The following is a 14342-nucleotide window of genomic DNA, read 5'->3' on the forward strand; positions in this document are numbered from 1 at the left end:
TATAGAAGCCGGCCCCCTATTGCCTCCTCATGGTAAGCCAGAAGCCGGCTGCTGCAGCCAATTGCACGCCGCCGATGACGGCGAAAGCGCTTCCATAACTCATGTTTGCGATCAGCAACCCGGCCAGAAGTGGCCCACTGGCATGGCCGATATCCATAATCGTTCCCTGCATGCCCATGCCGGCCCCCAGCGTCTTAAACTCCGAGCTATCGGCGACCAATGCGGAGGACGAAGAAGACACAACCGCCTCGCCAAATCCAAACCCCGCCGAGAGGAGCAGCAGGACGGCGAATGTCGAGACGTGAGGCATGGATACAAACGTCACGGAGCAGATCACGAGCCCCATCACGATCAGCGGTTGACGGCCGACTCGATCAGACACGCGGCCCATGATCGGCTTGGAGAAAAATGATGTGATCGCCTGCACCGTAAAGAGCAATCCGACCTCTCCGGGATTCAGTCCGACTGAGAGGCCGTACAGCGGCAGGAATGCCATCAGCGCCCCATTGGCAATCATCTTGGCCGCATCGGTGGAGCTGGTAATCAATACCTTGCGATTTCGCAAGATGATGACGACGCCTTTCCACATGTCTGCTCCCACGGCAGCCAACCCTCTTTCTTTGACCGTCGGCACGGCCACATCGAGATGCAAGCTATAGAACAGGATCACGGCGATGCAGCCAAATATGCCCGCCGCGATGAAAGCGGTGGAAAATCCAGCGCCGTAGATGAGGTAGCCGCCGATGAAAGGACCGAGCAGCGATCCGGACTGCGTGCACGCCGTGTAGGTACCGAGCGCCGCTCCTCGCCGCTCACGATAGAGTTCCGCCACGGTTGCGAGCGCGCTCGGAGCAAACATCGCCGTAGCCAGACCATGAAAGAATCTGAGACCCGCCAATGTATTGAGGTCCGAGACAAACGGATAGATAAATGGCGGCAAGCCGAACGCCACGACGCCGATCCGCAAGAGGAATCGGCGGCCGTAGATGTCCGATAGCGCTCCCGACGGCAGCTTCAGCAACACGCCCGTCAAGGTGGAAATGGACACAATGAGTCCGATTCGCTCGGGTCCGGCTCCAAGCGATTCGGCAAATAATGCGAGCACCGGCATCCGCACCATGTTGTAGCTGATGAAGCAGAATATGCCGACGGTGCAGATGAGCAGAAAACTTCGTGAAGAGGTCATCGCGAGATTGAATCGCCCAGACTGTCCATGCCGGACGGTGCCGGCAAGCTCGTCAGAGCCCGCGTGAGAAACACGATATCTCCTTCAGGCAGCGGAGGCGGATCGGCCGCCTCACGGAGTACCCGTCCCGGATCCCGGCGCATTTCCAGTCCGAGGCGATTCACCGCCTCCACTCCCTTGCCCAGTTTCTTCGTCACGGTCCATCCGACAATGGGGCGAAGCATGGAGACGATGCCGGAAAGCAGCCGATCGTTCAAACGCGTGTACGAGACGAAGATCGTGTCCATGGCCTGGGTCCCACCGGAGCCCTTCACGGGCGTCGTTCTCAACAGCACAACCGCCTTTCCCATGATATTCGGCAACAGCGTACTGTGATGCGTTCCTTCAAGATAGTAGATCCGCGATTCACGATCCCGATAGACAAGATGCACCAATCCCTCGGTGCCCTCCCCGTCGTTCCCCCAGTACAGTCCGTCACCTCGCGTTTCTGCTTTATAAATTCCAAGATCGAGCCTATTGATCAATGCTGCGGCGGTTGGAGGATGATCCAAGAGGTATTGAAAGATACTTTCGGACATTGCCGTGCGAAACGGCCCGATACGGTTGGCTGTCGTATAGTCCTCAATAATCGGCTGCAGACGGCAGGTCCATTCCCGATCCAGTTTCTCTACTGGAAACGTGAGACCGACGTGCTGGGCTTTCAACACACAGGTATTTGACCAGGCCGGCAAAGGCAACCACATCAGCATTGTGGCAATAAGAGAGACCGCCCCAAGTGTTGTGAGCGGCAATCTGAATCCGACGATAACCAAACTCATGGCGTTGCAGCCTCCACGACTATGGGGAGCTGAACGGAAAACAGCTGGCGCGGATCCTGTCTCAAGCGCGCCTGCCGAAGCAGTACGACGAGAGAAGGCACGACGGGGCCTTCATAGGCAATCCTCCCATTGGTCGTGACCCGCACCGGCTTGGAGAAATCGACGAGCTGATCGTTCAAGAAGAGACTGAACCGTTGCACCCGCTCGGCCGCAACCACGATCGTATTATCTGTCCCCACGGTGGCTTCCAGCCTGGCATATTCGCGGTTCTTGATACGATCGTCCCGTTTATCGACGAGATTGTCGGAAAAGACGGCGATCGGATCCGTCGCTTCCACCCTGATCCAATTGAAAGGCTGAAACCCGCTGCCTTCGCGTACGACGGTCAGCGTCCCGGGTAACGGATCTCTTCTCCGGAGATTCAACCATGCCACCAGATCGGGCAATTCTTCCCGGGGGAAATAATGGCCTCCGGCCATCGGATGTTCCCTCGTATGCTCACGATAGACATGCGGATAACCGAGCCTGGTCAGTTCGGCGGCAATCGAGCGGCTCAATTCGACCGGCATCACCTGATCCTTCGAACCATGAATCATATAGACAGGGGTATTGCGCAGATTGGCCAGAAACGGCATCAGCACATGATCCAGACCGCCGGCCATGGGGGCCAATCCTGCAAACATCGGCGCATAGTGCATGCCGATCAGCCACGTGCCGATAGCTCCGTTTGACATACCGGTCAGGAAAATACGATCCGGATCGATGTGATACCGGCTCTGCACGTTCCGAATTGTCGCCAAAACCAGTTCCTCGGCCCGTTTCGTGAACCATGCGCCGTCCGCATAGGTGGGACAAGCCAGCACATAGTCATCTCCCAACCTGGACTGCCAGCGTTCGAGATAGGCTTCGCCGGTAAATCCTGCACCGTGCAGGCAGACGACCAATCCGTACCCTTTCGAAGGCTGATAGGTGAGAGGAACAGACAGCGAGAACCGGTAGGTGCGCCCCCGCACGACAACCCCTTCGTCAGGCAGCGTGCCGATCGGTTGATTCGAATAGGAGCGCTCGGTCTGAATGACCCGTACGAGGCGTTCAATCGATGCGTCCGGGTGCCGTGTAATCTTCTCTAACAGGGACTCGGCCTCGGTGCCATCTCCGGTATCGAGGTAGCGAAACACGAGAGCGGCAAGACCGGAATCCGTTGGAGGTGCTTGCGCCCAGCCTATCGGACAGCTCCAAAGATCGGTCAAACACAGAACCGCACAGCATAGCCACGCCTTCACAGATCTCCTTCGATCAGAATATCGGCGCCCACGGCGCGACAGCGGAACCGTCGAAGCCGGATCGCGTCGATCAGGCGAACGGGAGCTTTCCCTCCGATGACGCCCCTGGCGTCATCCCCACCCAAGAGCGCCGGCGCCACATACATCATGACGTGATCGACCAATTTCGCCCTCAGCATGGCGGCATTGAGTTCGCTTCCCCCTTCGATAAGCAACGAGGTGACTCCTCGGCGTCCGAGCTCGGCAAGCAATTTCGGGAGGAGCACGCGGCCTCCAGCCGCCGGGATCACAATCGTTTCGACCTTCTTGTTCCGCAAGGCCGACAATCGAGCCGCCGGAACCGACGCCGTCACAGCGACGAGCGTTCTGGCGCACCACTGATCTGAGAGTATCTTGGCACTCAGCGGTATGCGCCCTCTGCCGTCCACAACGACCCGCAGCGGCTGGCGGCGATTCAACCGCATGAACCCGCGGCCCATCCGGGCCGTCAGGGAGGGATTATCGGCGATGACCGTGCCCGCGCCGACGAGTACCGCATCGACTTGTGAACGCAGACGATGCACCTCGCGGCGGGATTGCCGGCCGGTGATCCATCGTGACTCACCCGTGGACGTCGCGATCTGACCGTCGAGCGTCATACCGGCCTTCAACGTCACATGCGGACGCTTCGTCATCATCCAATGCCGATAGGTCCTATTCAATGCCTCCGCCTGCGCCCGTCCCACACCTGTCGTGATCGCCAACTTCGCCCGGCGGATCGCAGCCGTCCCACGGCCTTTCACCATGGGATTCGGGTCGGTCATGGCGATGACGACCCGCCGAATTCCCGCTCGTATGATGTCGGGAACGCAGGGAGGCGTCCGTTTTTGAGTGTGACAGCACGGTTCCAACGTCACGTAGAGAGTGGCGCCCCGGGCGCGGATCCCCGCCTGCCGAATGGCGAGCACTTCGGCATGCGGACGGCCGGCCCGGTGATGATAGGCCTGCCCGACGATCCGGCCGCCTTTGACGACGAGAGCGCCGACCATTGGATTGGGGCTCGCCGTTCCCCGGCCCTTCTCCGCAAGGCGAAGAGCCAGGGTCATGTACGCGAGGTCCTGAGTGCGGGTGGTCACCGCTTCTTACGAGAGACCCGGACTTGGCGGCGTCCGGTTCGAGTGGGCGTCTGCGCCTTCGCGCGCGGAGGAGTGGCAGTCCGTGCCGACCGCTTCGCCTCGGCCTCTGCCAGCGCACCATGAGCGGCAGCCAGCCGTGCGATCGCCACACGATAGGGCGAACAGCTGACATAGTCGAGCCCAAGCTGGTGGCAAAATTCGACCGAACTTGGATCGCCTCCATGTTCGCCGCAAATACCGAGTTTGATCCCGAACCGCGTCTTACGCCCGGCGGTGATGGCCTGTTTCATCAGCGAGCCGACGCCTTCACGGTCAAGAACGGCAAACGGATCGGTTTCCATGATGCCGACGGTCTTGTAATAATCGATGAACTTGGCCGCATCATCGCGTGAAAAACCGAACGTCGTCTGCGTGAGATCGTTCGTGCCGAAGGAAAAAAACTCGGCTTCTTCGGCAATCCGGTCTGCTGTGACTGCGGCGCGCGGCAATTCGATCATCGTGCCGACGAGATAGGAGAGTTTCACGTTGTAGCGTTTCATCGTCTCCTGAGCCACTTCGCGCACGAGATCTTTTTGCGACTTCATTTCCGAGACCATCCCCACCAGCGGAATCATGATCTCGGGCACGATTTTCTTTCCTTCTTTCGCGAGTTCGCAGGCCGCTTCCATGATCGCCCGCGCCTGCATCCGTGTGATCTCGGGCATGGTGATGCCCAGTCGGCAGCCGCGAAGCCCCAGCATCGGATTGAATTCATGCAACTCCTCGACACGCGCGAGCAGTCTGCGTTTTTCTTCCAGCCTGGCGCCATCGCGGCCCGTCAATTCGAGCTGCGCAATCTCGACCATCAGCTCTTCGCGCTTGGGCAGGAACTCGTGGAGCGGCGGATCGAGCAATCGGATGGTGACCGGAAACCCTTCCATTTCACGGTACAGGCCGATGAAATCTTGCTTCTGAAGCGGCAGGAGTTGATCCAGGGACTTCTCGCGTTCTTCCTTCGTCCTCGCCAGAATCATTTTCTGCATGATCGGGATTCGATCATCGGAGAAAAACATGTGTTCGGTTCGGCAGAGTCCGATACCTTCCGCGCCGAACCCTCTGGCAATCTTCGCCTGCTCCGGCACATCGGCATTGGCCCGAACGCGGAGTCTGCGAATGTTGTCGGCCCAGGACAGGATCGTCGCAAACCGTTGGTATTTGTCCGATTGTTTTGGGTCCAGTTTCCCCTGGATGACCTGGATAATCTCCGATTCGACGACCGGAATATCCCCTTCGTACACGTTCCCGGTGGATCCGTTGACGGAGAGGAAATCGCCTTCACGGAACGTCTTGGCGCCGATCTTGACCGTCTGACTGTCGAGCACATCCACCGATTCACAGCCCGCAACGCACACCTTGCCCATCTGGCGTGCCACCACGGCCGCATGGGACGTCATGCCGCCTCGCGCCGTGAGAAATCCCGCCGCCGCATTCATCCCGTGAATATCATCGGGGCTCGTTTCCTGCCGGACCAGGACAACGCGGTTGCCGGAAGCTTTCATTTCGACCGCCCGATCCGGCGTCAGGGCGATCTTTCCCGCCGCCGCGCCAGGTCCGGCCGGCAGCCCCTTTCCGAGCGGATTGGCCTTGGACTCTTCTTTCGTATCGAATATCGGATAGAGATACTGGGCAAGCTGATCGGGGCCGATGCGCTGGACGGCTTCCTGTTTTGAAATCGCGCCTTCCTTCACCATATCGACGGCAATCTTCACCGCCGCAATCCCGGTCCGCTTGCCGACGCGGGTCTGCAGCATGTACAGCTTGCCTTCCTGGATGGTGAACTCCAGGTCGAGCATGTCGCGATAATGCTTTTCGAGCTTCTTATAGGTGTGCTCCAATTCTTTGTACGCGTCGGGAACGTTCTTCGCGAGGGCATTGACCGGCAGCGGAGTCCTGATCCCCGCCACGACGTCCTCGCCTTGGGCGTTCATGAGACATTCGCCGAAGAAGGCCTTATCACCCGAACTCGGACTGCGCGTGAATGCGACCCCGGTACCGCTCGTTTCCCCCATGTTCCCGAAGACCATCGCGACCACATTGACCGCCGTGCCCCACGAATCCGGAATTCCATAGAGTCTCCGATAGGTGATCGCCCGCGCGCCGAACCAAGAAGAAAATACCGCGTTGATCGCCATGCGCAGTTGATCGAGCGGTTCATCGGGGAAGTCCTTCTTCGTCTCTTCCTTGACCAGCGCCTTGAAGCTGGCAACGAGCTCGCGAAGATGCCGGGCGTCCAGATGCGTCTCGTGCGTGACGCCGACCTCTGTTTTTTTGTGTTTGAGAATGGCTTCGAAATGCTCGCGCGGCACGCCCATGACGATGCTGCCGAACATGGAGACGAATCGGCGGTAACTGTCCTGGGCGAACCGATCGTTACGGGTCTTGGCGGCCAGCCCTTCGACGGTCTTGGTCGTAAGGCCGACGTTCAGGACCGTGTCCATCATGCCGGGCATCGATGCCCGTGCGCCGGAACGGACCGACACCAAGAGCGGACGCTCAGGATTGCCGAACCCCATCCCCATCGACCGCTCGACGCGTTTGAGAGATTGCAACGCCGCGTCCCACATGCCTGAAGGATATTTCTTTCCAAGATTGTAGTATTCGACACAGGCTTCCGTCGAGATCGTGAAGCCGGGGGGGACCGAGATGCCCAGGTTCGTCATTTCGGCCAATCCCGCTCCCTTGCCGCCAAGCAGCTCCTTCATGTTGGAAGTACCCTCGGCCTTTCCATCGCCGAAATAGAACACATATTTCTTTGCCACGCGTACTCTCTCCTTCCGCTCCACGGTCAATGAAGAAATTTAGGAAATGCGGGATGCCACCGCGCTGAGGTGTAGCCGATAGCGAGCCACAAGATATCGCCTTGCCCACATGCCAGACAAGAGGACGGCCCCGACGAACAGGACGAGGCCCAACAGCCGGAAATCCGGACGGACGCCCTGATCGAAATAGTAGTGGCCGTCCGGTCCCTGCCGGACTCTAATGTCCTTCGCGAGTTGATGCGGTTTGCCTGACGGATCGGCGAGATTGATCCATTCGGAGCAGAGACGCACCGGTTCAGCCGCGCCGGCGACCCGTTCCCATGTCAGCCGAAGACACACGTCCTGTTTGGCGTTGAAAAGATCGGGAGCGGTGACAAGCTCATCCAGATTGACGCCGCTGACCCACACGCCGAACAACAACACCAGATTGCAAAACACGATCAGCCCGAGGGTCACGGCTATCGAGTACCGGCGGACTTGCTTGGACCGGCGGTCCTCTTCAAGAGCGGATCGAGTCGGAGCGAAGGAAGAGTCCATCACTCACCTCACTGCACACACCGAACGTCCACGAAACGCTAACTTCCTTGTACCACAATACGGGAAAAGTCCGCGAACGACTTGAACAATTCTTCAACGTCCTTGAGCAACGACAGCCGGTTGCTCCTGAGCTGCTGATCCTCTGCGTTCACCATCACTTCTGCAAAAAACGCGTCGATGCCAGGCTTGAGCCCAACAAGGCGATTGAGAGCCTGATCGTATTGCCTATTTTTCATATGAATTGGTAAGTCCACGGAGACTTTCAAAACCTGACTATGCAATTCCTGCTCAGATGAATCCACAAATAAACTTGGCTCGACCGGTTGCCGGGACCATTTTTCTTTCTCGACAATACGGGATGCACGCTTAAATCCAATCATCAGAGGATCGAATTCGGGTCTAGAAGACACCCTTTGCAAATCCTTCATTTTCTCAAGAATATCCAATAAATCGATTGGCCTTCGAGAATAAGCGTTGTCGCATACTGCTGACATAACATCGTCGCGTTTCACGTACTTTATTCCAGCATAAAATTTGAACCGTTCAAAAATAAAACTCAGCGGACTATTTAGCAGTGATGGTTGAGAAGTAATACTTTCTCCTACGATTTCTTCAGCAGCACGGACAAGCTCAACCAAGTCTACTCTCAGATTTCCTTCGATTATTATGCGGACAATAGAAAGAGCATGACGTCTCAGTGCATAAGGATCCTCTGATCCGCGAGGAACAATTCCAGCGTGAAAAAAAGCAACGATCGTATCGAGCTTATCAGCAAGCGAGAGTGCCAGTCCCTCTAAAGTTTCTGGCAATTCCCCTTCCATACCACGGGGGAGATATTGATCCCTTATGGCTTTCCACACATTTTCTGACTCCCCATCATGCTTGGCATACTCTCCCCCCATAATTCCTTGCAGCTCAGGGAACTCTCCAACAACATTCGTGATTAAGTCCGCCTTGCACAACCTGGCCGCTCTGCGACACGGGATAGTGAAATCAAACATCGACGGATCGTCATTAAATTTTGATACCACGTAAGTGACCAGCTTGCCTATGCGCTCTTGCTTCTCTGCCATCGTGCCTAGTTTTTGATGGAACGTCACTCCTCCAAGTTTCCTCGCCCGTTCTTCGAGGCTGGTCTTGCGGTCCTCGTCAAAAAAGAATTTTGCGTCCGCCAGTCTGGCCGCCAACACCCGCTCATTACCAGCCCGAATTACTGAGATATACTTCGGTTGATTGTTCACCACGGCAATAAAATGAGGGGCCAGTTTTTCTGTGTTCTTCTCCCGGACAGAGAAGAACCCTTGATGCTCCTTCATAGAAGTCATGAGAATTTCTGACGGTACAGCCAGATAGTCGGCCTTGAAGTTTCCCATTACTGCATGAGGCCATTCCGTTGTGAACACGGCTTGGTCGATTAGTGCCTCGTCCGGGTTTAAACTGACTCGACCCTGGGTACAGAGCTTATCAAGTTGGTCTTGTATAATAACCCGGCGCCTGGCTGGATCGACCATCACACCTGCTCGTTTAAGACTCTTATTGTAACTGTCATAGTCACGCACAACGATCGATTTTCCGCCGCCCATGACACGATGGCCAAATGTCCGATTGCTGGCCTTGACTCCCGCAATCTCTATCTTCTGTAGTAGCTTGCCGTCTAATAGGGCCACCAACCATCGAATAGGCCTGGCGAAGCGCATACCACCCTCGGTCCACTTCATCGCCTTAGGAAATGACAGTTCAGCGACAATTTGTGGCAGTATTTCGGGCAGGACTATTTCGGTCGAGCGTCCTGGCTTAACTGCATAGACATATTGGCCTTTTGGTGTTTGCCCGACTTGCAAACTCTCGACCTCCACGCCTTGGCCTTTAGCGAAACCAATTGCTGCTTTGGTCGGTAATCCAGCTTGATCGAAAGCTACGGACTTCGATGGCCCCTGAATATTGCTGGGATCCGTGAAAGTTGATAGGCGCTCAACAACCAATACAAGCCGCCTTGGAGTTGCGTAGGTTTTGATAGAATCGTTGTCTTGAATCTTGTGAAAACTAAAAAAGAAAGCAGCCTGCTTTTCCAGCTCGGACAGCGCCGGCGCAATGAACTGATACGGCAATTCCTCGACCCCGATCTCAAGCAGCAACTCAGCCGTTCCTGACGACTGGCCCTCACGCTGAGCCATCTTCTTTTTCGACTTCTTGTTCGAGTTCATCTTCGACTTTTTGTTCATGACCGGCTTGCCACAGTTCCGGAGTTGGTTCTCGGCCGAGTCCGTCCGGCAGATTTCTCGCGCTCAATCAGCGGGTGTCCCATGGCCGCCCGTTCTTCGATGTAGCGCTCGGCGCAGCGCCTTGCCAATGCCCGCACGCGGGCGATATATCCGGTCCGTTCCGCCACGCTGATCGCGCCACGTGCATCCAGGAGATTGAAGGCGTGTGAAGATTTGATGCAGTAATCGTAGGCGGGCAACGTGAGTCGTCGATCGGACTGGTCGAGGAGCCGTTTGCATTCGGCCTCGCAGGCCTGAAAGGCATTCATCAACATATCCACGCCGGCTTCTTCGAAATTGTATCGTGAGAACTGCACTTCAGTCTCATGATGGATATCGCCGTACGTCGCCCAGTCGTTCCAGGCGAGGTCATAGACCTTGTTCACCTGTTGCAGATACATCGCGATACGTTCGGTGCCATAGGTGATCTCACCGGTGATGGGGGCCAATTCGATGCCCCCGATTTCCTGGAAATAGGTGAACTGCGTGATTTCCATGCCGTCGAGGCGCACTTCCCATCCCAGTCCCCAGGCACCAAGCGTCGGCGACTCCCAGTCATCCTGAATAAACCGAATGTCGTGCCGTTTCGGATCAATGCCCAGGGTCGCCAGGCTTTCGAGATACATATCCTGGATATTGTCCGGAGCAGGCTTCAACACGACTTGATATTGATAGTAGTGCTGCATCCGGTTGGGATTTTCTCCGTACCGTCCGTCCGCGGGCCTCCGGCAGGCCTGCGGGTAGGCCGCCCGCCACGGTTCCGGGCCGAGCGATCGCAGAAATGTGGCGGGATGAAACGTTCCGGCACCCATCTCAAGATCATAGGGTTGATGAATGACGCAGCCGCGGTCGGCCCAAAAACGGTTGAGGGTCAGGATGAGGTCCTGGAAGGTCACGATGCGATGTCCACCTTGATTTGGAATTTTCAGCGTAGAACGTGGAAAAGGAACCAAAAATTAGCAGGAATTACTTGAGACTGTCAATAAACTTCCTCACAGATCAAGGAGTTGCACATCATCTCGCATTTCATCCAAAGACCGGCCCCAGCTGCACTTAATAGCGGAATGGTGGAGCAATTCCCGTCTCTCGCTTGACGAATATCAAGGCCTCCTCTATTGTCCGCATTCTTGATTAACTCACTTTCCTAATTACATTTCATGAAGCTGTCGAAAAAAAGCGAGTATGGGCTGAGGGCCTTGCTCGAACTCACGACCGTACAAGGAAAATCGCTGCAGCGTCACGAAATTGCTTCTCGACAGCATATTCCTGTTGAATTTCTCGAACAAATCCTGCTGGCCCTGAAACGGGCCGGGCTGCTCTCCAGCCGCCGGGGTATGAACGGCGGATACCAGTTGATCAAATCGCCCGACGACATAACCCTCGGACAAGTCATCCGCATTCTCGACGGGCCGCTGGCGCCGATCGGATGCGTGAGTAAGACGGCGTACCAGAAATGCTCGGACTGTCCCTACACCGACAAACCACAATGTCCGGTGCAGCGGGTGATGGGAACCGTTCGCGATGCGATTGCCGACATTCTCGATAACTACTCGCTCAATGATTTCGCCGCCGGCCATCGACCCATCTGACATGAATCATCTCGTTCTCATCCTCGCTACGTTCGTGCGCTCCTTCTTTCATTGACTCCCTCCCATCCGGTTTGTTAGCCTCGAATTTCGCCGTATCGCCATCGATGGCGGGAGTGCATGCTCAACGGCAACCTTGTTCAAGCCCGAAAGGAGTTCCGATGGCCAGCCCAGCGACTTCACCAGCAATGCTTACCGAGCTGCACAATAAGGCCACGCACCTGCGGATCGAGAGCGTGAAGGCGACCAGTGAAGCCGGCAGTGGCCATCCGTCAAGCTGCTGTTCCGCCGCCGACATCGTCGCCGTCCTCTTCTTTTCCGTCATGCGATATGACCCGAAAAATCCCAAGACCCCGAACAGCGATCGATTCGTTCTTTCCAAAGGTCACGCCGCCCCGCTTCTCTATGCCGCATGGGCTGAGGCCGGCTTGTTCCCCAAAAGCGAATTGCTCAAGCTCCGCACGCTGCATTCGGACCTGGAGGGGCATCCGACTCCCCGTCTGTCTTTTGTCGATATGGCGACCGGCTCTCTGGGGCAAGGATTGCCCGTTGGAATCGGCATCGCGCTCAACGCCAAATACGTCGATGCGCTCGATCACCGAACCTACGTGCTGATGGGCGACGGAGAATCCGTCGAGGGATCCGTCTGGGAGGCGGCCGATCTCGCCCGCCAACACAAACTCGACAATCTCTGCGCGATCATCGACGTGAACCGGCTCGGACAGAGCGACCCGACCATGTTGCAGCACGACATGGCCATGTATCAGGCACGATGGTCCGGATTCGGATGGCATGCGATCGTCGTCGATGGTCACGACATCTCCGCATTGGTGGCCGCCTTTGACGAGGCTTCCCGCACCAAGGGCAAACCCACGATCCTCCTGGCCAAAACCTATAAGGGCAAAGGCATTTCGTTTATCGAAGATCATCCAAATTGGCATGGCAAGCCGATTCCCAAAGGGGAAGACACGCAGAAGGCGCTCGCGGAACTCAACGGACAATTGAAGCCCAACGGCACGCCGGTTTCGATCGCAAAACCGTCCGCACCGGCCCCGCATCCGACTGCCGCCACGGCGCTGCCTCCTCCGCCATACAAGATCGGCGAAGCGGCGGCCACTCGGGAAGCGTTTGGGATCGCGCTCGAAGCTCTCGGAGGCGCCAATCCCTCCGTCGTTGCCCTCGACGCCGACGTCAAGAATTCGACCTACACCGACAAATTCGGCAAGAAATTCCCGAACCGGTTCTTCGAGAATTTCATCGCCGAACAGAACATGCTCGGTGCGGCCGCCGGCCTCGCCGCCTGCGGAAAGATTCCGTTCGTCGCCACCTTTGCGGCCTTTTTCTCCCGGGCCTACGATTTCGTCCGCATGGCGGCGATCAGCCAATCCAACATCAAGCTCGTGGGGACGCACGTCGGGGTGAGTATCGGAGAAGACGGCCCGTCTCAGATGGGGCTGGAAGACATCGCCATGATGGCCGCCCAGCCTGGAGTGACCGTCTTGTACCCCTCCGACGGCACCTGCACGTATCGGCTGGTCGAATTGGCCGCGCAGCATAAAGGCATGGTGTACATTCGAGCCGGACGTCCGAAATCTCCGGTCCTCTACGGCGCCCAGGAATCTTTTCAGATCGGCGGATCAAAAGTCCTCAGGCAGAGCGCGTCGGACGCCCTGACGATCGTAGGAGCCGGCGTAACGTTGTTCGAGGCCTTGAAGGCGTACGACCAATTGAAGGCGGCCGGCATCATGGTGCGCGTGATTGATCTGTATAGCATCGTGCCGATCGACCAGACCACGCTGCTGGATAGCGCCAGGGCGACGCACGGGCGGTTGCTCACCGTGGAAGACCATTACGCCCACGGTGGATTGGGTGATGCGGTCTTGAGCGCCGTCGGACCGGAAGGCATCAAAGTCCATAAGCTCGCGGTCCGTTCGATTCCACACAGCGGAAAACCGGAAGAGCTGGTCAACCACTTTGGCATCGGAGCGGGATCCATTGTCGAAGCGGCAAAACAAATCATCAAGTAACCAGTCGATCACGGCCCCCACCCACGGACTGTCTCACATTCCTCTCCTGAATATTTTGTCCGGATCGGATCGCCAGCGGATGCTCAAGGAATTGAGCGAAACGCACTACGGAAAGAATGACTTCATCTTCCGCGAGGGCGATCCGACCGAATACTTCCACATCGTCAAGGAAGGAACCGTGAAGTGTGTCAAGTCTTCGTCCGAAGGCCGTGAATGTACGTTGAAGATGCTCATGCCGGGAGATCTCTTCTGTTGCGATGCGGCCGCATTCGACGGAGGACGCCATCCAGGCACCGCCAGACCCATGGGGAATGTGAGCGTCCTTCGCATGAAGAAGAAATCCTATTTCGACATGTTGCGGCGCAATCCCGATGCGGCGATGGAAGTGATCAAGTATTTGGGAACTCGTCTGCACGAAGCCCAGGAAAAAGCCAAGGTGTTGGCGCTCGATCGAGCCGATCAGCGTCTTGCCGCACTCCTCGTGGATTTCGGCCTCCGCAGCGGGGTCAAGGACCCGCTCGGGGTTCGCCTGACGGTCCGCCTCACCCGTGAGGATATGGCCAACATGGTCGGCACCACCACGGAAACCGCCATACGCATTATGGGACGTTTCAAACGAGACCGCCTGGTCTCCGGCACCGCGAACCGCTTGGTGATCCGCGATATCGAGCGGCTCAAATCCCTCGTTTCGACCTGAATTCGCTGATAATCGTCATTTCCGCTCGATTTCA

11 protein-coding genes are annotated in these 14342 nt (G+C 57.0%); 3 read left to right on the plus strand and 8 right to left on the minus strand.

Annotated features, from left to right (window positions below; genetic code table 11):
- Window positions 1-16 precede the first annotated feature (16 nt).
- The 8 genes from W02_RS05470 to W02_RS05505 are packed head-to-tail and all read right to left on the minus strand — an operon-like array spanning window position 17 to window position 10894.
- Entirely contained in the window at window positions 17-1186 is a 1170-nt protein-coding gene (locus W02_RS05470) for an MFS transporter (protein ID WP_173045557.1), read from the minus strand.
- A complete protein-coding gene (locus W02_RS05475; protein ID WP_173045559.1) occupies window positions 1183-2004 on the minus strand; it encodes a hypothetical protein in 822 nt (273 codons plus the stop codon). Before W02_RS05475 ends, W02_RS05470 begins: the two co-directional genes overlap by 4 nt.
- Complete coding sequence (locus tag W02_RS05480) at window positions 2001-3287, minus strand: hypothetical protein (protein WP_173045562.1); 1287 nt, start codon at window positions 3285-3287, stop codon at window positions 2001-2003. The genes W02_RS05475 and W02_RS05480 overlap by 4 nt, the downstream gene beginning before the upstream one ends.
- Window positions 3284-4402: a bifunctional diaminohydroxyphosphoribosylaminopyrimidine deaminase/5-amino-6-(5-phosphoribosylamino)uracil reductase RibD gene (gene ribD / locus W02_RS05485; RefSeq protein WP_232068657.1), complete on the minus strand. Its 1119-nt coding sequence runs from the start codon at window positions 4400-4402 to the stop codon at window positions 3284-3286. Before ribD ends, W02_RS05480 begins: the two co-directional genes overlap by 4 nt.
- Window positions 4399-7200 carry a pyruvate, phosphate dikinase gene (gene ppdK, locus W02_RS05490; RefSeq protein ID WP_173045564.1) on the minus strand — a complete coding sequence of 934 codons (2802 nt, stop codon included), beginning with the start codon at window positions 7198-7200 and terminating at the stop codon, window positions 4399-4401. The genes ribD and ppdK overlap by 4 nt, the downstream gene beginning before the upstream one ends.
- A gap of 39 nt (window positions 7201-7239) precedes the next feature.
- Complete coding sequence (locus W02_RS05495) at window positions 7240-7737, minus strand: hypothetical protein (protein ID WP_173045566.1); 498 nt, start codon at window positions 7735-7737, stop codon at window positions 7240-7242.
- Between the two features lie 38 nt (window positions 7738-7775).
- Complete coding sequence (gene glyS / locus W02_RS05500; protein WP_173045568.1) at window positions 7776-9959, minus strand: glycine--tRNA ligase subunit beta; 2184 nt, start codon at window positions 9957-9959, stop codon at window positions 7776-7778.
- Window positions 9956-10894, minus strand: a complete 939-nt coding sequence (locus W02_RS05505) for a glycine--tRNA ligase subunit alpha (protein WP_173045570.1) — start codon at window positions 10892-10894, stop codon at window positions 9956-9958. Before W02_RS05505 ends, glyS begins: the two co-directional genes overlap by 4 nt.
- Before the next feature lie 261 nt (window positions 10895-11155).
- Here W02_RS05505 and W02_RS05510 point away from each other — a divergent pair, with 261 nt between their 5' ends.
- The 3 genes from W02_RS05510 to W02_RS05520 all read left to right on the plus strand — a co-directional run bounded on the left by W02_RS05510 (window position 11156) and on the right by W02_RS05520 (window position 14308).
- The gene (locus tag W02_RS05510; RefSeq protein ID WP_173045572.1) at window positions 11156-11587 is read left to right on the plus strand and encodes an Rrf2 family transcriptional regulator; all 432 of its coding nucleotides are present in this window, start codon (window positions 11156-11158) and stop codon (window positions 11585-11587) included.
- Between the two features lie 158 nt (window positions 11588-11745).
- A complete protein-coding gene (locus W02_RS05515) occupies window positions 11746-13611 on the plus strand; it encodes a transketolase (protein ID WP_197742147.1) in 1866 nt (621 codons plus the stop codon).
- Window positions 13580-14308, plus strand: coding sequence for a Crp/Fnr family transcriptional regulator (locus W02_RS05520; RefSeq protein ID WP_173045574.1), 729 nt, complete (start codon window positions 13580-13582; stop codon window positions 14306-14308). The genes W02_RS05515 and W02_RS05520 overlap by 32 nt, the downstream gene beginning before the upstream one ends.
- Window positions 14309-14342: the final 34 nt, after the last annotated feature.

This window comes from Nitrospira sp. KM1, assembly GCF_011405515.1.
Lineage (GTDB): Bacteria > Nitrospirota > Nitrospiria > Nitrospirales > Nitrospiraceae > Nitrospira_C.